The sequence below is a fragment of the Rhizobium sp. P2_G9 genome (assembly GCF_056403475.1).
On sequence record NZ_JBFUFK010000015.1, the window covers coordinates 48107 to 71957 of the forward strand.

The following is a 23851-nucleotide window of genomic DNA, read 5'->3' on the forward strand; positions in this document are numbered from 1 at the left end:
TCATAGCCATTCCTCTCTTCTAGAGTGCCAATGTTCCCTTTGTCTCCGCTGATGCGGATTTCTCTTCCCGGGCACGTTTCAGGAATTCGTTGATCGCGTCGGCATCGGGCGCGGTCGGGCCGCCGTGGCGGGTCGTCGAAATCGCCGCCGCCGCATTGGCATAGACAAGCGCATCAAGCGGGCTAAGCCCCCGGCTGAGCGCTGCGACGAAGGCGCCATCATGAGTGTCGCCGGCGCCGTTCGTGTCGACCGTCTCAACCTTGAAGGCCGGTACGAAGACCGGGTCCTGGTCGCGCAGCGCCAGCAGCGCGCCGGCTGCGCCAGCGCGCAGCACGATACCCCTGGCTTGCCGGCAGTGGAGCTCGAACAGCCGCCTGGCCATTTCCTTATCTTCGCCGGACCCGACGATCGCGGCCGCTTCGCTCCGGTTAAGGCTCAGCCAATCCGTCCGGCGGAGCACCCGCTGCAGCAGTTCGGGCGGAATCTCGCCGACGATGCCGGTCGGGTCGAAGGTGAAGGTCGCATGATCGGGCAAGGTCTCGATGAAAAGCGCCTGGCTGTCCCGGCTGCCTGGATAGGCGAGCGTGTAGCCTGACGTGAAAACCCAGTCGCCCGACGCGGGCATCATGTAGACAAAATCATCCGGTGTGATTATCCCCTCGGCGCCTGGTCGCGAGACGAATGTGCGCTCGCCATCGGCCTCGGTAACGAAAACCACGCATGTGCCGCTGTCGATGCCGGAGCTGACCGGCTGCAGCTGCTCGATGCCCTCGGCCGCCAGTGCGTCCGCGATCATCGTGCCGAACGGTCCGTCGCCGATCTTGCCGGCATAGGCCGTGCGCATGCCGCTGCGGCGCGCCGCCACCATCATGTTGAAGCCGCCGCCCGGCAGCGCCGAGAACGAGGATGCGGTAAGATCGTCCCCTGGCGCCGGCAGGCTTTCGATGCGGTAGATGAAATCCACCACGGAACTGCCGATATGGATGAGGCGAGGATCAGTCATGCCGGGGCGCCTTGCCCGGCCAGACGGGCGCGGACCAACGCCTGCGCCAGCTGTTTCACCGCATCGAGATCGATGCCGACCAGGCCGTCGACTTTGTCCATCGGCAGGCTCTCATAACCGGCGCAGGCGCCGGCCATTGAACCGGCAATGGCGCCGATCGTGTCAGTGTCGCCACCGAGATTGGCGGCGATGACAGCCGCTTTCCATGCATCGCCCTGGGCGAGCTTCAGCACGGCAAAGGCTGCAGGCACGGATTCCTGTGAGATGACGCTGGTGCCGAGGCGGTCGAAGACCCGCGAAATGCCTTCCTCGACTGAGCAGTCCTCGACCATGTCGAGCGCCCATTCAATGCGCGCTGCGACTGTACCACCCGGCACCCAATGGCCTTGCTTTTCGCCGGCGCGCGCTGCTGCGACCGCATGGCTGATCGCCGCGCGCCAGTCCGCGCCATCGATGCCGTGGCTGATCACGGCCGCGACGGCCGCGGCGGACGAGATCGCGATGGTCGTGTTGTGGGTGGCGCGGCAAGTCTCGGCGACCCGCGCAATCAGCGCATTACCCGGTGGCACGAGGATGCCGACCGGTGCGATCCTCATCGCCGCGCCGTTGGTCTCGCCATTGCGGCCTGCCTCCTCGGGCGGCGTGCCGGCATTGATCGCATCAATCGCCCGCTTGGTCGACGGGCCGAGCAGGTCGTAGCCGCCCCGGGCCTTAATGTCCTCCTCCCAGGCGATCAGGGCATTTACCCAGGCATGATGGTCGAAGCCGTGGCCAGAACTGAGCAGGACGGTGGCCAGCAACAGTGTCTGTTCCGTATCGTCGGTGATGGTGCCTGCCTTGAGACCTTGCGACACCGGATGGTCAGGCGAAGGGTCGACGAAATGATCGACGAAGTCATAATCTGCCTTGATCTCGGCTGGCGACAGAAGCTGGGTGGGCATGCCCATCGCGTCGCCCAGCGCGCCGCCGATCAATGCGCCCAAAGCCCTCTTGAATGCGATCTCCTCCCCTGCCGTCATCGTCAAAATTCCAAGTGAAGCGCGAAATAGGCGGGGTTGAGCAGGCTGGTCACGAATTCGATCGGTCTTCCGTCGGCCTCTCGGGTGAGGCGTCGCGTGCGAAGGAAAGCACTGCCGGGTGAACAGCCGAGCAGTTCCGCGTCGGTCTCGCCCAGCATCTCGATATCGGCCCATTCTTCGCCATGATCGGGGAGGAGTCCCACCGTGTGCAGTGTCTGGGTCAGGGAGCCGGAGCGCAGGCCCTTGAGCGGCACATCTTCGAGTTCAGGCAGGAACGGCACCCGGCTGCGTTCAATCGAAATCGGTTTCTGATCCTTTGACAAAAGGCGAAGGCGATCGATGGCAATGAAGGCGTCGTCACTGATCTTGAGCTGTTCGGCGAGCGCGGCGTCTCGCATCATTTCGATCCGCAGTACCCGCGTCTCGGTGTCGGCGCCGACATCCGCCAGCGCCTTGGACCAGCCCATGACGTCATAAATCGTTTGGCCATTGAAGGTGACGAAGGAGCCGATACCGACTTTTGTCGTTATCAGACCACGGCTGTTCAGCTCTTCGAGGCCCTTGCGAAGTGTGTTGCGGCTGACGGCGAAGCGCTGGACCAGTTTGTTCTCGCTCTGCAGCCGCTCCCCGAAGGCGAGCACGCCGGAGCGGATTTCCTGCTCCAGCACCGAGGCGATCTGCTCAGGCTTCGGCGCGCCTGGTTTCAATGGGGTTTTCAGATCAGCGCGCCGTGCCATTTCATACCTATGCAATGAACCTGTTTAATCCTGTTCAATAGCATGTCATGAAATTTTCCATTGTCAACGGGCCAGGAGTTCAGTGCTTTGGCGACTGCCGGGCATAGACCCTGGTGAAACAGGAGCGGCAGCAGCATCGTTCAAATCTCAATCTTTCTCGCAACACGAGACGGCCAGTGGTGCGTCTATGTTCAGCATGGGTGTATTCCTTGCGAAACACTGCCACCAATCTGTGTGCTGCCCGATAGACGCTCGCGAGCTTTCTGTCGCTCAGTTGGCCTGCCAAGCGCGAGACCGTGTTATTGAGAAGCCACCCCTCTGGCGTCCGGGCGCGGTTCAAGGCATCCTGTCGCGGTGGAAAACGTGCTTATGGTAGTTGGAGGAACGCCTGATGCGCTGCTTTACCGTACTTGGACCGTCGCAAACCGGAAAATCGACCGTCGTGGAGAAATTGGGCTCCCTTGAGGGAGCACCGAAAAAATCCGTCTCTCCTTACGGACTGAACCTCACGGAATTCACCTTCGGAAGCGAGGAGTGGTGCGCGTTGGACGCACCGGGACCGAATGAAGCGCTGGCGCATGTGCAGCATGCATTGCTCGCCAGCGACGCCTGTATCCTCTGCGTCTCGCCCGCTCCCGACCAGGCCGTGCTCTCAGCGCCCTATCTCAAGATCATCGAAGCGTCCGGCACGCCCTGCATCATCTTCGTCAACAGGATGGATGAACCGCGCGGACGGCTCAGGGACGTCATCGCCGCCCTCCAGGACTATGCCAATCATAGTCTTTTGCTGCGGCAGGTGCCGATCCGGGAAGGCGAGAAGATCGTCGGCAGTTGCGATCTGATCTCGGAACGGGCGTGGCGTTATCGCGAAGGCCAGCCCTCGGCCCTGATCGCGATTCCTGACGGTGCCCTCGAGCGCGAGCATGAAGCGCGCGCCGAACTGCTGGAACATCTCTCCGAATTCGACGACCACCTTCTCGAAGAACTGATCGAGGATCGCGAGCCGACCAGCAACGAACTCTATGCTATTTCCACACGGGTTCTCAGGGAAAACAGGGTCATTCCGGTGCTGATCGGCTCGGCGAGCCATGGCAACGGCATGATGCGGCTGATGAAGGCGCTACGCCATGAAGCACCACAAGCCGACGCACTGCGGCAGCGTTTGGCCGCGGCGAGCGGGATGGATGCAGCCAAGCTGGCAGCCGTGAGCTTCCACGCTTATTATCGCCAGAATGTCGGCAAGACCGTTCTCGTCCGCGCCTTCGGCGGCGGGCTGCGCCAGGGGGTACCGCTTGGCGGCGCCAATCTCGGCGTCGTGCAGGACCCGGCAAACGGCCGTGCCAATGCGCCTCTCACCCCGGCGGCGGGAGATATCTTCGCCACGGTCAAGTCCGACCACCTGCCTGTCCCAGCTCTGCTGATGGTCGACGCCGTGGCCGCCGCGCCTGATTGGATCGAGCCGCCGACACCGATGCTGGAACGGATCCTGGTGCCGGCAACCGAGCGTGATGAGACCAAATTGCCGGAGACGCTGGCAAAGCTCTCCGACGCGGACCGCGGCCTGAAAGTCGCGCAGGAGGAAGGCACCGGAGCACTTCTGGTTTCCGCTCAAGGACCTATGCATCTGCGCGATCTCTGCAAAATCCTGTCCGATGTCTTCCACATCGCCGTCTCGGACCGCACACCCAATCCCATTTACCGCGAGACGATCTCGAAACCCTCCGACGTTCACTACCGTCACCGCAAGCAGACTGGCGGCGCCGGCCAATTTGCCGACGTCAAGCTCACCGTGCGCCCCAATGCGCGCGGCGAAGGCTTCAGCTTCAACGAAGTCGTCAAGGGCGGCGTCGTGCCGCGCAACTATATTCCCGCCGTCGAAGCGGGCGCGCGCGAAGCGATGGACAAGGGGCCGCTGGGCTTCGAGGTCATCGATGTCGGCGTGACGCTTTCGGACGGTCAGCACCACGCGGTCGACAGTTCTGAACATGCCTTCCGGACAGCTTCGAAAATGGGCGTCAGGCAGGCGCTTTCCGAGGCATCGACCGTTTTGATGCAGCCGATCTTCCGCAGCGAGATCCATGTCCCCTCGGTCTATTCGGGCGGGCTCGTGCAGATCGTCTCGGCGCTCAAGGGTCAGGTTCTCGGCTTCGACCGGGACGAGACCGCCAGGGGATGGGATATTTTCCGCGCCCTGGTTCCGGGCGGCGCACTGGATGAACTGGCACGCTCACTGCGTTCGGCGACGCAAGGCATCGGCTATTTCTCAAAGAGCTTCGATCATTTCGAAGAACTCTACGGCAAGGAGGCCGACGCGATCGTCAAGGCGCACGGGACCCCACGCATCGAGCATTAGCAGCCGTACTTGCGTTGCCGATGCCGATGGGCGCCCCGAATTCCAAAGCGGAGACCGGTTTGCTGAAATAGTCGCCTTGCATCTCGTCGTAGTTGTTTTCGCGCAGGAAAGTCAGCGGCCTCAAAAAGAAGCCAACGTTTGACAATGTCGATCTGCTGACGGAACGTAGATCGCAGGGAGCAGCGGCTGAATTATCTCAGCCAGTTGCTGTCGTCGAGCTTTTGCGTATTTCTTCGCCCAAATCTCGAACGCTACGAACGGACATTGTCTTCAACCAAACCTTAGCTTGGGAGGATTACTATGAGCGATCATGTCTATAAGAAAGTGGAGCTTATCGGCAGTTCCAAGACCTCGGTGACCGAGGCGATTGACGGCGCGATCTCTCGGGCCTCGAAAACCATGAGAAATCTCGAATGGTTTGAAGTGGAGCAGATCAGGGGCCATATCGAGAATGGCGAAGTCGCGCATTATCAGGTGGTCATGAAAGTCGGTTTCCGGATCGACGATTGACGCGTCGGTCAGAGGCTTGTCCGGCTCTTCGCATTCATCGACCTCGCCATAGCGCAGCCGCCAACCCGCCGCCGCGTCAGAGACCCTATGCCTTCGGCGCGGCGAACCGGAGGTCTTGTACCCATGATCGCGTCATTTCAGCAGGTGCCGCCAGAGACCTCCTGCCTGATCATGCGGATGATGCCGGAGAAATCCTCGGCGACGGCGCGCAATCAATGCTCAATGCGCGGAGAACGCTATTCATCCGACTGTTCCATAAATCTGGCGAACTTTTCCCATTGTATGCAATACGGAAAATTTGCATAAAAAATATGCTAATACTTTTAGATGATTAATTTAGTTGCGCAGCAGCGCGCAATTGCTGCGTTCGCAGAATCCAGAGAAAAGAAAATATCTTCACCATATCAATCGGTTGCCGAGAGTTTTCCTCCGCAAAAGTCCTGGCATGCAATTTGCTCCTCTCTCCTCAAGGCGCGCCTCCGCGCCCCTATCGAGGGAGCTTGTCATGTCGTCATTTGAAATTTCCCGCCGCTCACTGCTGAAAACCGGTCTTGCCGGTATCGCCGCCTCCACCCTGCCGCTCTCCATCGCCCGCGCCGACACGAATGTCATTCTCGGCATCGTCTATGTCGGCCCACGTGACGATTTCGGCTGGAACCAGGCGCATGCCGTCGCCGCCAAGGCGCTTAAGGAGGTCTCCGGCGTCACGGTCGTCGAGGAAGAAAACGTGCCGGAAACCGATGCCGTTTCCAAGTCGATGGAATCGATGATCAACATCGACGGCGCCAACCTCATCCTCGCCACGTCCTTCGGCTATTATAAGCCCTTCGTGCTCGACATAGCCAAGAAATATCCGGATGTGCAGTTCCGCCATGCCGCGCCGCTGTGGAACAAGGACACGGATCCGAAGAATGCCGGCTCCTACTTCCCCTATCTCAACCAGGCGCATTATGTGAACGGCGTCGCCGCCGGCCTGTCGTCGAAGACGGGCAAGATCGGCTTCGTCGCCGCCAAGCCGATCCCCTCGGTGCTCTCCAATATCAACTCGGTGCTGCTTGGCGCCCGCAGCGTCAATCCGGCCGCCACCGTGCATGTAATCTTCACCGGCGACTGGTCGCTGCCGGTGCGCGAGGCGGAAGCCACCAACGCCCTGGTCGATGCCGGCTGCGAAGTCGTCACCTGTCATGTCGACAGCCCGAAAGTGGTGATCCAGACCGCCGAAGGCCGCGGCGTCAAGACCTGCGGTCACAATGCCTCGCAGGCAAGCCTCGCACCCAAGGGCTTCATCACCGGCGCCGAATACAAATGGGAGACGATTTACAAATCCTATGCCGCTGATATCGCCGGCGGTAAGGAACTGCCGAATTTCCTCGTCGGCGGCTACGACAAGGACATGCTGCGCTCAACCCCCTACGGCGCCGGCGCCACCGATGCGGCCAAGAAGGCGGCAGATGCCGCGATCGCCGGCCTGGTCAAGGGTGACTCGATCTACAAGGGCACGCTCAAGGACAACAAGGGCAAGGTCGTGGTCGACAAGGCCTATGGCAATTACGATCCCTATCTCGACGGCATGAACTGGCTGCTGGAGGGCGTCCAGGGGTCGATTACCTGATTTTTGATGACGGCTGACTGAGGGGTCGGCATCCGTGTCTGCCTCTCATCCGGCTGCCGTCAGCCGCTTAAAAAGCCCATTGAACTCCGACAGCGCTGACAGGAGAGGATCATGACAATGACTGTCGATGCCACAACGGCGGGGATGATGCGCCGCAGCCAATCCGTAACGGGATTGAAATTCGCCGAGGCGATCATCATTCCGGTGGCCGCGTTGCTGGTTTCCGCCGTGCTGTTCGCGCTCTTCCTTCTGCTGCTCGGCAAGTCGCCGATCATCTTCTACAAATTGATCTGGGTCGGCGGCTTCGGCTCCAGCTTCTCCTTCCAGAACACGCTGCAGCGTGCAGCGCCTTTGATCCTCACCGGCCTTGCCTTCGCCATCCCCGCCCGCATCGGTCTGACCATGATCGGCGGCGAAGGGGCATTGGTGCTCGGCGGCTTCGCGTCAGCGGCCATCGCCATACCGCTGGTCACCCACCAGGTCTGGCCGTTCATCACCCTGCCGGTCATGGCGATTTTCGGCATGGCGGCGGGCGCCTTCTGGCTGGGCCTGACAGGCTGGCTCAGGCACTATCGCGGCGTCAACGAAACGATCGCCTCGTTGCTGCTCTCCTACATCGCCATCGCCATCATGAACTTCTTCGTCGAAGGCGCACTGCGCGATCCTTCGTCGGCGAACAAGCCGTCGACCATGCCGATCGGCGATGCCTATCGCATCGGCTCGATGCCGGGCACCGAGGTGCATTGGGGCCTGCTTGTCGGCATCATCGTTGCAATTCTCCTGCATTTCCTCATGACCCGCACCACCTTCGGCTTTGCCGCCCGCATGACCGGCGGCAATCCGCGTGCTGCACAAGCGCAGGGCCTGCCGGTCGGCTTCCTGCTGGTCTCCTGTTGCGCCATTGCCGGCGCCTGCGCCGGGCTCGCCGGCTTCTTTGAGGTCGCGGCGATCCATGGACAGGCCAATGCCTCGCTGGTGGCGGGCTACGGTTTCACCGGCATCCTTGTTGCTTTCCTCGCCCGGCAAGTGCCGCTTGCGGTCATTCCGGTCGCGGTGCTGTTCGGCGCGCTGGCCGCGGCCGGCGGCGTCATCCAGCGGCGCATGGGCCTGCCCGACGCCACGGTGCTGGTGTTGCAAGGCCTGATTTTCGTCGTGCTGTTGACCAGCGATACGTTCTACGGCCGCATTCCCTTCTTTCAACCGAAATCCGGGGAGACACGCTGATGCAGGAATCGATGCTCGTCACTGCACTGATCGCCATGCTCGGCGGTGCGATCCGGGTCTCCACCCCCTTCATGTTCGTGGCGCTCGGCGAATGCCTGACGGAGAAATCCGGCCGGGTGAATCTCGGCCTCGAAGGTTCGCTCGTGCTCGGTGCCATGGTCGCCTATGCCGGCGCCTACCAGACCGGCAGCCCTTGGTTCGGCGTGCTTGTCGGCGGCCTCGCCGGCATGGCGCTCGGCGCCATCCACGGCTATATCTGCAAGCTGCCCAAGGTCAACGACATGGCGATCGGCATCGCCATCATGAGTTTTGGCACCGGCCTCGCCTTCTTCTTCGGCAAGCCTTACATCCAGCCGACCGCACCGCATCTGCAGGCAATCCCGCTCGGCGAATGGACGGGCGACTCGCGTCTCGCCGAGGCGCTGCAGGTCAATCCGCTGTTCTTCCTCGGCATTGCGCTGGGAATCCTGCTCTGGTGGGGCCTCAGAAACACCAAATGGGGCCTGATCGTGCGCATGACCGGCGACAGCGCCCCGGCCGCCAAGGCCATGGGCGTGTCGGTCGATCTCGTCCGCTTCATCGCCACCTCGATCGGCGGCTTCATGGCCGGCATCGGCGGCGCCTTCCTGTCGCTCTATTATCCCGGCGCCTGGAATCAGGGCTTGTCATCCGGCCAGGGCCTGATGGCCGTGGCGCTGGTGATCTTCGCCCGTTGGGGGCCGCTGCGTTGCCTGCTTGCGGCGCTTCTCTTCGGCGCCGCCGGTGCCCTCGGCCCGTCGCTGCAGTCGATCGGCATTTCCCAGGGCTATTATTTCTTCAATGCAGCGCCCTATATCCTCACGCTTTTCATCATGATCGCCTCGGCCCAGTCGAAGTCGGCGGCACGCGAAGTGCCGGGCGAACTCTCCGTCAACAAATGAGATCAGGCACATGGCAAGCATGGACGAACGTATCGAAGCAGCAATGGTTACGGGCGGCACGACACTCGCCGCCGATCCCTATCCCTGGCCGTTCGACGGCGACTGGGGACCGCACAACACCGCCCTCGTCGTCATCGACATGCAGACCGATTTCTGCGCACCGGGCGGTTACGTCGACTCGATGGGCTACGACATATCGCTGACCCGCAAACCGATCGGCCCGATCCAGAACGTGCTGAAGGCCATGCGAGCGAAGGGCTATTTCATCATCCACACCCGCGAGGGCCATAAGCCAGACCTCTCCGACCTGCCGGCCAACAAGCGCTGGCGCTCGCAGCGCATCGGCGCCGGCATCGGCGACCAGGGGCCGTGCGGCCGCATCCTGGTGCGCGGCGAGCCGGGCTGGGAGATCATCCCCGAACTGCAACCGGCGCCGGGCGAAGCGATCATCGACAAGCCCGGCAAAGGCACCTTCCTCGCCACGGATTTCGACCTCGTGCTGTCGATGCGGACGATCCGCAACATCGTCTTCACCGGGGTCACGACGGATGTCTGCGTCCACACAACGATGCGCGACGCCAATGACCGCGGCTATGAATGCCTGCTTCTGGAAGACTGCTGCGCGGCGACCAAGGAATCCAATCACCTTGCCGCCATCGACATGATCAAGATGCAGGGCGGCGTCTTCGGCGCCGTCTCCAATTCGGCCGATTTCATCGCCGTGTTGCCGGAGGGCAAGTCATGACGGAAAGGACCAGGCGTGCGCCGTCGCTTGAAGCGCTCGGCATGACCAAGACGTTCGGCCATTTCACAGCTCTCGCCGATGTATCGCTACGCGTCGAGGCCGGCTCCTTCCACGCGCTGCTCGGCGAGAACGGCGCGGGAAAATCGACGCTGGTCAAATCGATCATGGGTTTTTACTCCGCCGACAAAGGCCAGGTCCTGCTCGATGGCAAGCAGATCTCGATCAAGAGCCCGCGTGACGCGCTCGCCAACGGCATCGGCATGGTCTACCAGCATTTCACCCTCGTGCCCTGCCTGACGGCGGCCGAGAATCTGGTGATCTCTCGCGCTGACGTGCCCAGCGTCATCGATTGGGCGAAGGAGCGCAAGGCGCTCGACGCATTCATGCAAACCATGCCGTTTCGCGTGCCGCTCGACACCCAGGTCTCGTCTCTGTCGGCGGGCGAGAAGCAGAAGCTCGAAATCCTGAAACTGCTTTATCTCGACCAGCGCTTCATGATCCTTGACGAGCCGACATCGGTATTGACGCCGGGTGAGGCCGACGAAATGCTCGGCCTGTTGCGCGGCATGACCGAGCGCGGCGAAATCACCGTGCTGATGATCTCCCACAAGTTCCGCGAGGTGAAGTCGTTTTGCGACCGCTTCACCGTGCTTCGCCGCGGCCGATTGACCGGCGATGGCGACGCCCGAACGGCGACGGTTGAAGAGATGAGCCGGATGATGATCGGCGACACCGAGGTCAAGGATCGGGCGATACGCGCACCACAGAAGAATCGGCACGACGTGCTTGACCTCGCCGGCCTGTTCGCCGAAGACGAGATCGGCTTGCCGGCGATCCACGCGATCAACCTCAAGGTCAAGTCCGGCGAAATCGTCGGCATTGCCGGCGTCTCCGGCAACGGGCAGTCGGCGCTGGTCGAGGCGCTCTCCGGCCAGCGGCTGTTGTCGCAAGGCCAGATCTTCATCAACGGCAAGGATTTTACCCCGACCCGCGGCAATTTCGACCGCTTCAAAGTGTTCGGCCTGCCGGAAGAGCCCCTGAAGAATGCCGCGGTGCCGCGCATGAGCGTCGCCGAAAACATCGCCTTCCGGACATTCGACAAGCCGCCGATTTCGAGCCTGGGCTGGTGGATGCGTCCCGGCCCGATGAAGAAAAAGGCCGAGGAACTGATCTCGCGCTACAACGTCAAGACCACGTCGCCGGACGCGCCGATCGAGTCGCTGTCGGGCGGCAATGTACAGCGCGCCATCCTCGCACGCGAACTTTCGGGCGATGTCGACGTGCTGATCGTCGCCAATCCCTGCTTCGGGCTCGATTTCGCCTCCGTCGCCGATATCCGCTCGCAGATCATGGAGGCACGCAATCGCGGCGCGGCCGTGCTTTTGGTCTCCGAGGACCTCGACGAGATCCTGGAACTGGCGGATCGCGTCGCGGTGATGTCCGGCGGCACGATCACCTATGTCTCGCCGATCGAACAGACCGATCGAAATATCATCGGGCAGCACATGGCGGGGCATTAGGCATGTCGCCGAGAAGCGGGAAGCGGCTTTGGGACGACGACATGTGCAAGCAGAGGAAATGACATGATTGAGGTTGCCGCACGGCCCTATCCCTATCCGCTCGACCCAGAGCATACGGCGCTGGTCGTGATCGATATGCAGCGCGATTTCATCGAGAAAGGCGGCTTCGGTGACAGTCTCGGCAACGATGTCGGTCGCCTCGAAGCCATCATCCCGGCGACGGTCGGCCTGATCGCACTTTTCCGTGCGCAGGGCTGGCCGATCGTCCATACGCGCGAGGCCCACAGACCCGACCTGTCCGATTGCCCGCCATCGAAAATCCGCCGCGGCAACCCGTCTCTAAAGATCGGTGAGACCGGAGCCATGGGACGCCTTCTGGTGAGCGGCGAGCCGGGCAACCAGATCGTCGACGCTCTTGCACCGCTTGCCGGCGAAATCGTCGTCGACAAACCCGGCAAGGGCATGTTCTGGGACACCGGCCTGCACGAGACGCTGGCCAGCCGCGGCATAACCCATCTGGTCTTTGCCGGCGTGACGACGGAGGTCTGCGTCCAGACCTCCATGCGTGAGGCCAATGATCGCGGCTATGAATGCCTGCTGATCGAGGATGCGACGGAGAGCTATTTCCCCGCATTCAAAGCGGCCGCGATCGAAATGATCGTGGCACAGGGCGGCATTGTCGGTTGGGTGACGCCGCTTGCCGCACTGAAGGAGGCCGTGACGGTGGAGATGGCCGATGTCTGATGAGCGACAGTGGATGAAGCGAAGGGCAACCGATGACCATCAATGATCCGGCCGTGCTGGCGGAAGTCGAGGCTATCTTTGCCGCCTATGAAGCCGCCCTTCTCGCCAATGACAACGAGACTTTGGCGCGCATGTTCCTCGATCATGCAGAGACAGTGCGCTATGGGGTCAACGACGTCCAGCATGGCTATACGGAGATCCTTGCCTTCCGCGCAAGCCAGGCGCCGTTCGAGCGCAAGCTTGACCGTACCGTGATCACCAGCTACGGCAGCGACTGCGCGACGGCCCAGACCATGTTCCTGCGCGAGGACATACCGGGCAAGGTCGGTCGCCAGACACAGGTCTGGATCCGAACGGCGACTGGCTGGAAGGTGGCCGCTGCGCATGTGAGCATGATGGATGCCTGACTTTTGCGGTCGGCAAGCTGATGGACGGGCCAGTGCTAGAGAAATTGCCACGCACATCGGCGGAGGAGATCAGGCGGGAGCTCGCCGACAGGATCATTGGCGGTGATCTTTCTCCGGGATCGGTGCTCGACGAGTCGCAACTGGCGTCGGAATTCTCGGTGTCACGCACGCCCATTCGCGAGGCGCTCAAGCAACTTGTGGCCAGCGGGCTGGTGCAGCAAAAGCCGCATAGCCGCACGATCGTCGCCAAACCCGATGCCCCAGCCCTGACTGGGATGTTTGAATTGATGGCTTATCTCGAATCCTTGTGCGCCGAGTTCTGTGCCGAGCGGATGACCGTCGCCGAACGCTACGCGCTGGACCGCCTCCACGCAGACATGTCGGCCATCGTCTCCGCCGGTGATCGCCAGAGCTATATCCGTTTCAACGAGATGTTCCACAATGCCATCTATCAGGGTTCTCACAACGGCTATCTCGAAGACGTGACGCGCCAGACGCGCCAGCGCCTGCAGCCTTTCCGCCGTGCACAATTCTCCACCCTTGGGCGCCTCGCCCGCTCGCATGCGGAGCATGGACGGGTGGTGGAGGCGATCCTGCAGGGTAACCGTGGTGACGCAGCCAAATTCATGCGCGCCCACATCACGCTTGTCGAGGATGCCTGGAACGACTTTGCCCGCGGCTGATCGGTTTCCGGTATTTGGCTCCAGGCGCTGCGCTTCCATGCATCGGCTTCCACCTGCCTCGCCAAAAATGATTTTCTCATCGTACTCAGCTCCCACACAACGCACGTGACCCCGCATCGAGCTTTGCCTATCGCTCAGGCCGGCAACGCCTATTTTTCGTGCAAATGCATGTGCGTCTTCACCATAAACTCGATCTATTTCACTTAACCACAACAAGATCAAAGGCTTAGGGAAGTGGCACGCCCCTTGCTCCGTTGTATGCAGAGTTGGTGGCTAGGGTTCCGGCGCTCCTGCGAGCGTGCTGGTCCGAGAGCTACCACCGGTGTGGGAGACATCCCACCGGATGCACGGCGGGAGAAAAGCCCGGGAGACCTCGTTGGCCAAGGGATTGGCGGCGCGATGGTCTATGCCGATCCCTTTTTGAGAACAAGCAAAAGGGGAATTGAATGCAGACGCTGTCGAAAATCCTGTCCATCACCACTCTGGCTGCAGCACTCGTCGCGGGCGGCCTGTCGGCCGGCGATGCCGCGCCGAAGAAGGAATTCAAGGTCGCCTGGTCGATCTATGTCGGCTGGATGCCCTGGGGCTACGCCGCCGACCATGGCATCGTCAAGAAATGGGCCGACAAATATGGCATCAAGATCGATGTCACCCAGTTCAACGACTATGTCGAATCGATGAACCAGTTCACGGCCGGCGGGTTCGATGCGGTGACGCTGACCAACATGGACGGGCTCTCCATTCCGGCGGCCGGCGGTGTCGATACGACCGCCGTCATCGTCGGCGATTTCTCCAACGGCAATGACGCGGTGATCCTCAAGAACAAGGGCACGCTCGCCGACATCAAGGGCCAGAACGTCAACCTGGTCCAGTTCTCCGTCTCGGACTATCTGCTTGCCCGGGCGCTCGAGAGCCTCAAGATGAGCGAGCGCGACGTCAAGGTGATCAACACATCCGATGCCGACATGGTCGCCGCCTATAAGACGGCAGACGTGACGGCCGTTGTCACCTGGAACCCGCTGGTCTCGACCATTCTCGAAGATCCCACAGCGAAGAAAGTGTTCGACAGCTCGCAGATTCCTGGCGAGATCATCGACCTGATGGCCGCCAATACCGCGACGCTGAAGGACAATCCCGATTTCGGCAAGGCACTGGCCGGCATCTGGTATGAGACCGCCGCCTATATGAAGGCCGACACCGCCGAGGCCAAGGCGGCCCGCGACGCCATGGGCAAGGCCTCCGGCACCGACCTCAAAGGTTTCGATGCCCAGGTCGCGGCCACGAAACTGTTCGACAAGCCGGCCGATGCGCTCGCCTTCACCAGTTCCCCGGCTTTGCCGAAAACCATGGATTCGGTCCGCAACTTCCTGTTCTCCAAGGGCCTGCTCGGCAATGGCGCAGCCTCCGCCGATGTAATCGGTATCGAAATGCCCGACGGCACGATCCTCGGCGACAAGGGCAACGTCAAGCTCAGGTTCACCACCACCTATATGAAGGCGGCAGCCGACGGAAAGCTCTGAGATTTCATCGTTTTCGGAGCGATAGACATGCGCTGGATCAATGCTAGGCCGGGCCGCGGTGCACAGCTTGCCCTGCTGCTGGTGCCCTTCATCGCCGTGCTGATCGCCTATGCGATCGGCTCGGCCGATCGGCTGGCCGTCAATGCCAATGACAAGCTCTTGCCGAACCTTGCCGGCTTCGCCGACGCCATCAACCGCATGGCCTTCGTCGCCGACCAGCGCACCGGCGACTATCTGCTCTGGTCGGATACGGGTGCGAGCCTGATCCGGTTGGTCGCGGGCTTGGGTATTTCGACGGCGATCGCGCTCGTCATCGGCATGGCGATCGGTGTCCTGCCCTATATCCGGTCGCTGCTGGCGCCGTTCGTCGCCGTCATCTCCATGGTGCCGCCGCTGGCGCTGCTGCCGATCCTGTTCATCATCATGGGCTTGGGCGAGACGTCGAAGATCGCGCTGATCGTCATCGGCGTCGCGCCGACCATGGTCCGCGACCTGGCGCTGAAGGCGCTCGAATTGCCGCGCGAGCAGACCGTCAAGGCCGAAACGCTAGGCGCAACCTCCTGGCAGATTGCGCTGCGCGTCGTGCTGCCGCAGATCCTGCCGCGGCTGATCACCTGCCTGAAATTGCAGCTCGGTCCGGCCTGGCTGTTCCTGATCGCGGCGGAAGCCATCTCCTCGGAATCGGGGCTTGGCTACCGCATCTTCCTCGTCCGCCGCTATCTGGCGATGGATGTGATCTTTCCCTATGTCGTCTGGATCACGCTGCTGGCCGTGGTGATGAACTTCCTGCTCGACCGCCTGCGTATTGCCGTCTTCCCCTGGTCGGAACTGGAGAAGCAGGCATGAGCGAGCTGGTGATCGACAATCTCTGGAAGGAATATGGCGACCAGATCGTGCTGGAGCGGGTGTCGCTGACGGTCGCCTCGCGCGCCTTCGTCGCCCTGGTCGGGCCGTCCGGCTGCGGCAAGTCGACCTTCCTGCGCCTGCTGCTCGGCCAGGAGCAGCCGACCAGGGGAACGATCCTGCTCGATGGCTTGGCGCTGCCGGGCGAGCCCGGGCCGGATCGCGGCGTGGTCTTCCAGCGCTACTCGGTGTTTCCGCATCTCACCGTGCTCGGCAACGTGCTGCTGGGGCTGGAGCTCTCTGCCGCGCGCTACAAGGCAAAGCTTTTCGGCGCTGCCCGCCGAAGCGCCGAAGAGCAAGCCCGCCAGATGATCGCCGAAGTGGGTCTTGCCGGCGCCGAGAAAAAATATCCGGCCCAGCTTTCGGGCGGCATGCAGCAGCGGCTGGCGCTGGCGCAGGCGCTGATCATGAAGCCCAAGGTTCTGTTGCTCGACGAACCGTTCGGCGCGCTCGACCCCGGCATCCGCGCCGAGATCCACAAGCTGATGAAGCGGCTCTGGAACGAGACGCAGATGACGGTGGTGATGGTCACGCATGACATGCGCGAAGCCTTCACGCTGGCGAGCCGCGTCGTCGCCTTCGAGCGGCCGCGCGATCGGCCGGAAGAGAAGGAGCGCTACGGCGCCACCATCACCAAGGACATTTCCATCTGGCCGCCACGGCTTGCCGGCCAGGCTTCGATCTACAGCCCCGACCGGGACGACCCGGTCGTCTCCCTGGGGCAATACCGGGACGGCCCGGCACCATCAGGAGAAAAGTGATGATGCATATCCGACGTTCGCCCGAGGAAATCGCCGCCAACCGCGCGCGCTACGAGGAACACCAGAGAAAGGGTCTGGAATTCGCGCCCAAGGCGCTACCCGCCGCCAGTCCGCTGCCGGCGCCGCCGATCGCGGCCGAGACGGTCATCCATCAGGAGACCGTTCCCGGCGGCTGGTACTGGTCGACGAAATTGCTGCGCGGCGAAGCGATCCGCATCGATCAGGCCGAGGGCAATTCGACCGTGGCGCTGATCGCCTGGAACACCGATGACACCAGCGAGCGGATCAACCTGGTCGATACGGTCAAGGTGCAGTGGACGACGGCGCTCGGCAAGGGAAGAGTGATCTTTTCCGATATGGGCCGGGTGATGTTCTCGCTGGTCGAGGACAGTTGCGGGGCGCATGACTGCCTGATGGGCGGTTCGACCGCCGCGTCGAATGCCGTGAAATATCCCGGCACCAAAACCCGCAACACTCGCGACAATCTCATTCTCGTGGCCGGCAAGCTCGGGCTCGACCGGCGCGACATTCCCGGCGTGCTCAACCTCTTTGCTCCCGTCAGCGTCGACGATGAGGGCCACTTCGCCTGGCGCGGCAAACGTTCCAATAGCGGCGACTATGCCGAATTACGCGCCGAGATGGACATGCTGGTCGGTCTTTCCAATTGCCCGCATCCCCTCGATCCCGATCCGTTCTATCAGCCGAAGCCGGTGATCGTCACCCGCTTCCGCCCAGCATTGCCGGTCGCCGACGACCTCTGCCGGACGGCAACCGCCGAAGCCATCAGAGGCTTCGAGAACAATGCGATGATGCTGGCCTGAGGGAGAGAACCATGAGTGATTTCGTCCAGACCTCCCCCTCTCGCAGCCTCGAAAACGCTGTCGAGGATCACTTCATCCCCGCCGAAGCCCCCTGGTCGGGCGTGGTCCGCAAGGGCCAGACGATCCGCATCGAGGACAGTTACGGCCAGCAGGCGATCGACACGTTGTTCTACCGCGCCGACGATTTCGCCGAACGCTATTCCAACCAGGACACGATGCGGGCCCAGGCCGGCGCMTATGTCGGCATCGGCACCAAAATCATCTCCAATGAAGGCCGGGTGATGCTGACCATGACCGCCGACAGCTGCGGCCGGCACGACACCTCCGCCGGCGCCTGCTCCTGCGAGAGCAATACGGTGCGCTTCGGCCACGGCGTGAAATACCTGCATGCCTGCCGCGACAATTTCGTGCTCGAAGTTTCCAGGCACGGCATGAGCAAGCGCGACATCGTGCCCAACATCAATTTCTTCATGAACGTGCCGATCAGCCCGGATGGCAAGATGACCATCGTCGACGGCATTTCCGCATCCGGCGATTATGTCGAGCTGGTCGCCGAAATGGATGTGCTCTGCGTCATCTCCAATTGCCCGCAGGTCAACAATCCCTGCAACGGCTTCGACCCGACGCCGATCCGGGTGCTGATCTGGAATGCCGAGGGCTGAGATGTTCAAGAAAGTCCTCATTGCCAATCGCGGCGAAATCGCCGTCCGCGTCATCCGAACGCTCAGGAAAATGGGCATCGCTTCCGTTGCCGTCTATTCCGACGCCGACCGTTTTGCCAAAGCGGCCCTGAGCGCGGATGAAGCCATTCGCCTCGGCCCTGCACCGGCGAGCGAGAGCTACTTGAATGTCGACGCCGTCATCGCCGCCTGCAAGGCGACCGGTGCCGAGGCGGTGCATCCCGGCTATGGCTTTCTCTCGGAAAATATCGGTTTCGCCGAACGCCTTGCCGGCGAAGGAATTGCCTTCATCGGCCCGCGACCGGAGCATCTCTCGGCCTTCGGCCTGAAGCATACTGCTCGGGAACTGGCCAGGGAGAGCGGCGTGCCGCTGCTGCCCGGCACCGGCCTGCTGCAAAGTGCCGAAGAGGCCTTGGCGGCGGCCGAGACCATCGGCTATCCGGTAATGCTCAAGAGCACAGCCGGCGGCGGCGGCATCGGCATGCAGCTTTGCGCCGATCCGGCCGCGCTGAAAGCCTCGTTCGAAAGCGTGCAGCGCACGGCGCGGGCAAGCTTTGGCGATGCGCGCGTCTATATCGAGCGCTTCGTCGCCGCAGCCCGGCATGTCGAGGTGCAGATCTTCGGCGATGGCAAGGGTGCGGTGATCGCGCTTGGCGAACGAGACTGCTCGCTGCAACGTCGAAACCAGAAGGTCATTGAGGAAACGCCAGCGCCCGGCCTTTCGGATGCTGTGCGCGCACGCCTGCACAAGGCGGCGGTCGATCTCGGCAAATCGGTTTCCTATGAATCCGCCGGCACGGTGGAATTCATCTATGATCCCGTGCGTGAGGAATTCTACTTCCTCGAGGTCAACACCCGGCTGCAGGTCGAGCATCCGGTAACCGAGGCGGTGTTCGGCATCGATCTGGTCGAGTGGATGGTCCGCCAGGCGGCCGGCGAGGACGTGCTTGCGGCGGCGGTCGATCTCGTGCCCAAGGGAGCAGCGATCGAGGCACGTGTCTATGCCGAGATGCCGCATGCCGATTTCCGCCCCAGCGCCGGCCTGCTGACCGAAGTTGCTTTCCCCGAAAGCGCACGCGTCGACGGCTGGATCGAAACCGGCACGGAGGTAACGCCCTTCTACGATCCGATGCTGGCCAAGGTGATCGTTGCCGCCGAGAACCGGTCCGCAGCGATTGCCAAGCTGCAAACCGCACTGACCGAAACCTCGATTGCCGGCATCGAAACCAATCTCGATTACCTGCGTGCAATCGCCGCCTCCGACCTACTGGCCAGCGGTAAGGTAGCGACCACTGCACTGCGCGATTTCGCCTTCACCCCCGATATCATCGAGGTGCTGGCGCCGGGCGCGCAATCGAGCCTGCAGGAACTGCCGGGCCGTTTGGGCCTCTGGCATGTCGGCGTGCCGCCGAGCGGTCCGATGGACGAACGGTCCTTCCGGCACGCCAACCGGCTGGTCGGTAATGGCGATACGACGACAGCCTTGGAGCTGACGGTCGCCGGACCGATGCTCCGCTTCTTCGCCGACAGCGTTGTGGCACTCGCCGGCGCGGAAATGCCGATGACTTGCGATGGCGAGAGGCTGCCGCACAACAGGCCGATCTCCATTCGCGCCGGCCAGACATTGACGATTGGTCCGATCAACGGACCCGGGCAGCGCGCCTACCTCGCGGTCGCCGGCGGGTTTGCCGCCCCCGTCGTGCTCGGCTCGCGCGCCACCTTCGATCTCGGCCGCTTCGGCGGCAATGCCACCGGCACGCTCAAGACCGGCCATGTGCTGCATCTTGCTCGCCAGAAACCAAGCGAACCGGCACAGCCGGCGAGCGAACCTGCCAACCTGACGCGGCAGTGGGATGTCGGCATCATCTATGGCCCACATGGCGCCCCGGATTTCTTTGCAGAGAGCGATATCGAGACGCTGTTCTCGACCGATTACGAAGTGCATTTCAACAGCGCCCGCACCGGCGTGCGGCTGATCGGCCCGGCGCCGAAATGGGCGCGCAGCGACGGTGGCGAAGCGGGGCTGCATCCCTCCAACCTGCATGACAATGCCTATGCGATCGGTGCGATCGACTTCACCGGCGACATGCCGATCATCCTCGGCCCGGACGGCCCGAGCCTTGGCGGCTTCGTCTGCCCGGCGGTGATCGCCCGCGACGAGCAATGGAAAATGGGCCAGTTCAAGCCGGGCGACACGATCCGCTTCCGACCGGTCAAGCCTGCGGAAGACCCGATTGCCGGGCCGGCGATCCGCAATCCCATCGACACCGGCTCGGCGATCGTCGGGCGTCATGACGATGGGCCCGTCTCCGTCGTCTATCGCCGGCAGGGCGAGGACAATCTGCTGGTCGAATACGGCCCGATGAGCCTCGACATCGCACTTCGGCTGCGCGTGCACCTCCTGATGCAAGCGGTGCTGCAGGCAAGACTGCCTGGTCTCATCGACCTGACGCCCGGCATCCGCTCGCTGCAGATCCATTATGACGGCACGGCGCTGACGCGGCGCCGGCTGCTCGGCCTGCTGGCCGAGATCGAGACCACGCTGCCTTCGGCGCATGACGTCAAAGTGCCGAGCCGCGTCGTGCATCTGCCGCTGTCATGGAACGATCCCGAAGCACAGCTGGCAATGCGCAAATATCAGGAACTGGTGCGCCCCAACGCGCCCTGGTGCCCGTCGAATATCGAGTTCATCCGCCGCATCAATGGGCTCGCCGACGAGCAGGCCGTGCGCGACATCATCTTCGATGCCAGCTATCTCGTGCTCGGTCTTGGCGACGTCTATCTCGGTGCGCCGGTGGCGACCCCGATCGATCCCCGGCATCGGCTGGTGACGACGAAATACAATCCGGCCCGCACCTGGACGCCGGAAAACGCTGTCGGCATCGGCGGCGCCTATATGTGCATCTACGGCATGGAGGGGCCGGGCGGCTACCAGCTCTTCGGCCGTACCATCCAGGTCTGGAACACCTGGCGCCAGACGCCCGAATTCGCCAAGGGCAAGCCCTGGCTGCTCGATTTCTTCGACCAGATCCGCTTCTTCCCCGTCAGCCACCAGGAACTGATGGAGGCCCGCGCCGCCTTCCCGCATGGCGGCTACCCAGTGAAGATCGAGGAAACAGAATTCTCCTACGCTGCTTATGAAAAAACGCTCAGCGACAATGCCCAGTCTATTGCTCGTTTCAAGACCAGCCAGCAGGCGGCCTTCGAAGCTGAACGCCAGCGCTGGAAGGAGGCAGGGCTCGACAGTTTCGTCGCCGATGAAGGCGCCGGTCAAAGCCTCGACGGCGATGTCCCGGCCGGTTGCTTCGGAGCGGCAAGTTCGGTCCCCGGCAATATCTGGAAAATTATGGTCGAACCGGGTGCCACAGTGGCGCCGGGCGATACACTGGCAATCATCGAATCGATGAAAATGGAAATCAACGTCACTGCCCACGCCGCAGGCCGGGTGCGCGAATTGCGCGCCGGCCCCGGCCGAAACATTAGAGCTGGCGACGTCATCGTCGTCCTGGAGGAATGCTGACATGCTGCCCACTATTCTCGATCTTTCCAGCCTTCGCGCCGCCTATCAAGCCGGCGCGACACCGCTCGATGTCATCGAGGAGGTGATTGCCCGCCGTGCCGCCAGCAAGGACCCGGCAGTGTTCATCACCCCCACGCCCGATGACGCACTTCGTGCGGCGGCAAAGGAATTGCTGGCACGCGCGCCGGAACCCAACAGCCTGCCGCTCTGGGGCATACCCTTCGCGGTCAAGGACAATATCGACGTCGCCGGCCTGCCGACGACGGCGGCCTGCCCTGCCTATGCCTTCCAGCCGGAGAAGGATGCGACCGTGGTTGCCCGCCTGAAGGCGGCCGGCGCCATCGTCATCGGCAAGACCAATCTCGACCAGTTTGCCACCGGGCTGAACGGCACCCGCTCTCCCTACGGCGCACCGCGCTCGGTGTTCGATCCGGCCTATGTGTCGGGCGGGTCGAGCTCGGGCTCGGCAGTGACGGTCGCTTCCGGTCTAGCCACCTTCGCGCTCGGCACCGATACGGCCGGCTCCGGCCGCGTGCCGGCCGCCTTCAACAATCTCGTCGGCATCAAGCCGACGCCGGGTCTCGTGCCCAATGTCGGCGTCGTGCCGGCCTGCCGCAGCGTCGATGTCGTCACCGTCTTCGCCGCGACCGTGGGCGATGGTGTTGTGATCCGCAAGGTGATGGAAGGCTATGACGCCGCTGATCCCTTTTCGCGCAAGGCCGTTCCCGCGAGCCTGCCCGCATCAGGCTTGAGGATCGGCGTGCTTGACGGTCCCGAGCGCGAATTCTTCGGCAACAAGGATGTCGAAGCGCTCTATGATGCAGCGATTGAACGCGCCCGGTCTTTGGGTGCAACAATCGTGCCCTTCGACTACGCACCGTTCCGCCAGGCGGCCGAACTGCTTTACAATGGCCCCTGGGTGGCGGAGCGTCTCGCCGCAGTGAAGGATTTCATCGCCACCAATGCCGGGGATTTCGATCCGACCGTGCGCAAGATCATCGAAGGCGCCAAGGCCTATGACGCCGTGGCCGCCTTCGAGGGCAAATACAAGCTCGAAGCGATGCGCCAGAAGACCAAGGTCGAGTGGGAGAAGGTCGATATCCTGATGCTGCCGACCTCTCCCACCACCTATACGGTCGAGGACATGCTGGCCGATCCGATCGTCCGCAACGGCCATTTCGGCCGCTACACCAATTTCGTCAACCTGCTCGATTGCGCCGCAATCGCCATTCCTGCCGGCTTCGATGCCGAGGGCCATCTGCCGGCCGGCGTTACTCTGATCGGCCCGGCTTTCACCGATGATGCACTTGCTCCCTTCGCCGATGCCATGCACCGGACGCTCGCGGCTGGTATGGGCGTTGATCGCACCGCTACTCTCCCCGAAATCAGCCGGGTTCCGGCGCTCGATGACGGCTTTGTGCCCGTGGTCGTGGTCGGTGCGCATTTGACTGGCATGCCGCTGAACCATGAACTGACCGGCCCCGGCGGGCGACTGGTCAAGGCTTGCAAGACTGCTGCCGGCTACCGGCTGTTCGTCCTGCCCGACACTACGCCGCCGAAACCAGGCCTGATTTTTGAGCCTGGTTTCATAGGATCGGGACTGGCGGTAGAAGTCTGGGCTCTGCCGCCGCACGCGTTCGGCCGCTTCGTGCAGAAAATTCCGGCGCCGCTCGGCATCGGCAAGATCAAGCTGGATGATGGCTCGTCGGTTTCGGGCTTTCTCTGTGAAGCGCATGCGGTGAGGGACGCCGAGGAAATCACCCATCTGGGCGGCTGGCGCCCATACGTCAATGCCAGCCTTTCAAATTAAGGGAATCGAATAGGCCTGTCTGTTTCCGCCGTGGCCGAAATCGTCGTCCACTCGGCTTTCGCCGCGGGAATTTGTCGTCGCAATAGGTTAAGACCTTTTCCATTGTGATCGACGTCGCCACCATGGGTCCAGATTGAAATCTCGGCGGTGATGCTCTCCGGCGCGGTTCAACCGCGCTCGCCCGATCGGCTCACCCATCACTGCGAGATCATCGAGACGCGAAACGCATGGCCAGGACGCATTTGTGATCAATTCGCAAAACCGCATTCACTGCGGGACTTGCAACATCAAGCACTCCGATCATAACATCAACTGAGGGTTTCCCGCAGGGAGGTGCGGGGCCGGTTTATCCGAATATG

21 protein-coding genes and 1 riboswitch are annotated in these 23851 nt (G+C 62.4%); of the genes, 18 read left to right on the forward strand and 3 right to left on the reverse strand.

What is annotated here, in order from left to right:
* Nucleotides 1-19: 19 nt before the first annotated feature.
* From AC1DYF_RS14590 to AC1DYF_RS14600, 3 genes are read right to left on the reverse strand one after another with little or no spacing between them, the layout of a single operon-like run.
* Nucleotides 20-1003, reverse strand: coding sequence for a PfkB family carbohydrate kinase (locus AC1DYF_RS14590; RefSeq protein ID WP_477877447.1), 984 nt, complete (start codon nt 1001-1003; stop codon nt 20-22).
* Nucleotides 1000-2022, reverse strand: coding sequence for an ADP-ribosylglycohydrolase family protein (locus AC1DYF_RS14595; protein WP_477877448.1), 1023 nt, complete (start codon nt 2020-2022; stop codon nt 1000-1002). The genes AC1DYF_RS14590 and AC1DYF_RS14595 overlap by 4 nt, the downstream gene beginning before the upstream one ends.
* 2 nt (nt 2023-2024) lie before the next feature.
* Nucleotides 2025-2759, reverse strand: coding sequence for a GntR family transcriptional regulator (locus AC1DYF_RS14600; protein ID WP_477877449.1), 735 nt, complete (start codon nt 2757-2759; stop codon nt 2025-2027).
* A 391-nt stretch (nt 2760-3150) separates the two neighbouring features.
* On the opposite strand from AC1DYF_RS14600, the gene AC1DYF_RS14605 reads away from it, so the two are divergent.
* From AC1DYF_RS14605 to AC1DYF_RS14690, 18 genes are all read left to right on the forward strand, one after another.
* Complete coding sequence (locus tag AC1DYF_RS14605) at nt 3151-5112, forward strand: elongation factor G (protein ID WP_477877450.1); 1962 nt, start codon at nt 3151-3153, stop codon at nt 5110-5112.
* A 300-nt stretch (nt 5113-5412) separates the two neighbouring features.
* Entirely contained in the window at nt 5413-5622 is a 210-nt protein-coding gene (locus AC1DYF_RS14610; RefSeq protein ID WP_477877451.1) for a dodecin, read from the forward strand.
* 505 nt (nt 5623-6127) lie between these two features.
* On the forward strand, nt 6128-7234 hold the full coding sequence (locus AC1DYF_RS14615) for a BMP family ABC transporter substrate-binding protein (protein ID WP_477877452.1): 1107 nt from the start codon (nt 6128-6130) through the stop codon (nt 7232-7234).
* Between the two features lie 144 nt (nt 7235-7378).
* Nucleotides 7379-8458 (forward strand): ABC transporter permease, encoded by a 1080-nt coding sequence (locus tag AC1DYF_RS14620; protein WP_477877617.1) that lies wholly within the window; start codon nt 7379-7381, stop codon nt 8456-8458.
* Nucleotides 8458-9378, forward strand: coding sequence for an ABC transporter permease (locus AC1DYF_RS14625; RefSeq protein WP_477877453.1), 921 nt, complete (start codon nt 8458-8460; stop codon nt 9376-9378). Before AC1DYF_RS14620 ends, AC1DYF_RS14625 begins: the two co-directional genes overlap by 1 nt.
* Nucleotides 9379-9397: 19 nt before the next feature.
* The gene (gene biuH, locus AC1DYF_RS14630) at nt 9398-10123 is read left to right on the forward strand and encodes a biuret amidohydrolase (RefSeq protein WP_477877618.1); all 726 of its coding nucleotides are present in this window, start codon (nt 9398-9400) and stop codon (nt 10121-10123) included.
* A complete protein-coding gene (locus AC1DYF_RS14635; RefSeq protein ID WP_477877454.1) occupies nt 10120-11643 on the forward strand; it encodes an ABC transporter ATP-binding protein in 1524 nt (507 codons plus the stop codon). The genes biuH and AC1DYF_RS14635 overlap by 4 nt, the downstream gene beginning before the upstream one ends.
* A gap of 63 nt (nt 11644-11706) precedes the next feature.
* On the forward strand, nt 11707-12387 hold the full coding sequence (locus tag AC1DYF_RS14640) for a cysteine hydrolase family protein (protein WP_477877455.1): 681 nt from the start codon (nt 11707-11709) through the stop codon (nt 12385-12387).
* 32 nt (nt 12388-12419) lie between these two features.
* Nucleotides 12420-12794: an oxalurate catabolism protein HpxZ gene (gene hpxZ, locus AC1DYF_RS14645; RefSeq protein ID WP_477877456.1), complete on the forward strand. Its 375-nt coding sequence runs from the start codon at nt 12420-12422 to the stop codon at nt 12792-12794.
* A gap of 32 nt (nt 12795-12826) precedes the next feature.
* Complete coding sequence (locus tag AC1DYF_RS14650) at nt 12827-13477, forward strand: GntR family transcriptional regulator (protein ID WP_477877457.1); 651 nt, start codon at nt 12827-12829, stop codon at nt 13475-13477.
* A gap of 262 nt (nt 13478-13739) precedes the next feature.
* Nucleotides 13740-13849, forward strand: a riboswitch (guanidine-I (ykkC/yxkD leader).
* Nucleotides 13850-13923: 74 nt separating this feature from the next.
* Complete coding sequence (locus AC1DYF_RS14655) at nt 13924-14997, forward strand: putative urea ABC transporter substrate-binding protein (RefSeq protein ID WP_477877458.1); 1074 nt, start codon at nt 13924-13926, stop codon at nt 14995-14997.
* A gap of 27 nt (nt 14998-15024) precedes the next feature.
* Nucleotides 15025-15843: an ABC transporter permease gene (locus AC1DYF_RS14660; RefSeq protein WP_477877459.1), complete on the forward strand. Its 819-nt coding sequence runs from the start codon at nt 15025-15027 to the stop codon at nt 15841-15843.
* Nucleotides 15840-16661: an ABC transporter ATP-binding protein gene (locus tag AC1DYF_RS14665; protein ID WP_477877460.1), complete on the forward strand. Its 822-nt coding sequence runs from the start codon at nt 15840-15842 to the stop codon at nt 16659-16661. The genes AC1DYF_RS14660 and AC1DYF_RS14665 overlap by 4 nt, the downstream gene beginning before the upstream one ends.
* On the forward strand, nt 16661-17482 hold the full coding sequence (locus tag AC1DYF_RS14670) for an urea amidolyase associated protein UAAP1 (protein WP_477877461.1): 822 nt from the start codon (nt 16661-16663) through the stop codon (nt 17480-17482). Before AC1DYF_RS14665 ends, AC1DYF_RS14670 begins: the two co-directional genes overlap by 1 nt.
* Nucleotides 17483-17493: 11 nt before the next feature.
* Entirely contained in the window at nt 17494-18144 is a 651-nt protein-coding gene (locus AC1DYF_RS14675; RefSeq protein WP_477877462.1) for an urea amidolyase associated protein UAAP2, read from the forward strand.
* Between the two features lies 1 nt (nt 18145).
* Nucleotides 18146-21682, forward strand: coding sequence for an urea carboxylase (gene uca, locus AC1DYF_RS14680; protein ID WP_477877463.1), 3537 nt, complete (start codon nt 18146-18148; stop codon nt 21680-21682).
* 1 nt (nt 21683) lies between these two features.
* Entirely contained in the window at nt 21684-23492 is a 1809-nt protein-coding gene (gene atzF, locus AC1DYF_RS14685) for an allophanate hydrolase (protein WP_477877464.1), read from the forward strand.
* A gap of 196 nt (nt 23493-23688) precedes the next feature.
* A complete protein-coding gene (locus tag AC1DYF_RS14690; protein ID WP_477877619.1) occupies nt 23689-23808 on the forward strand; it encodes a 4Fe-4S dicluster domain-containing protein in 120 nt (39 codons plus the stop codon).
* Nucleotides 23809-23851 lie beyond the last annotated feature (43 nt).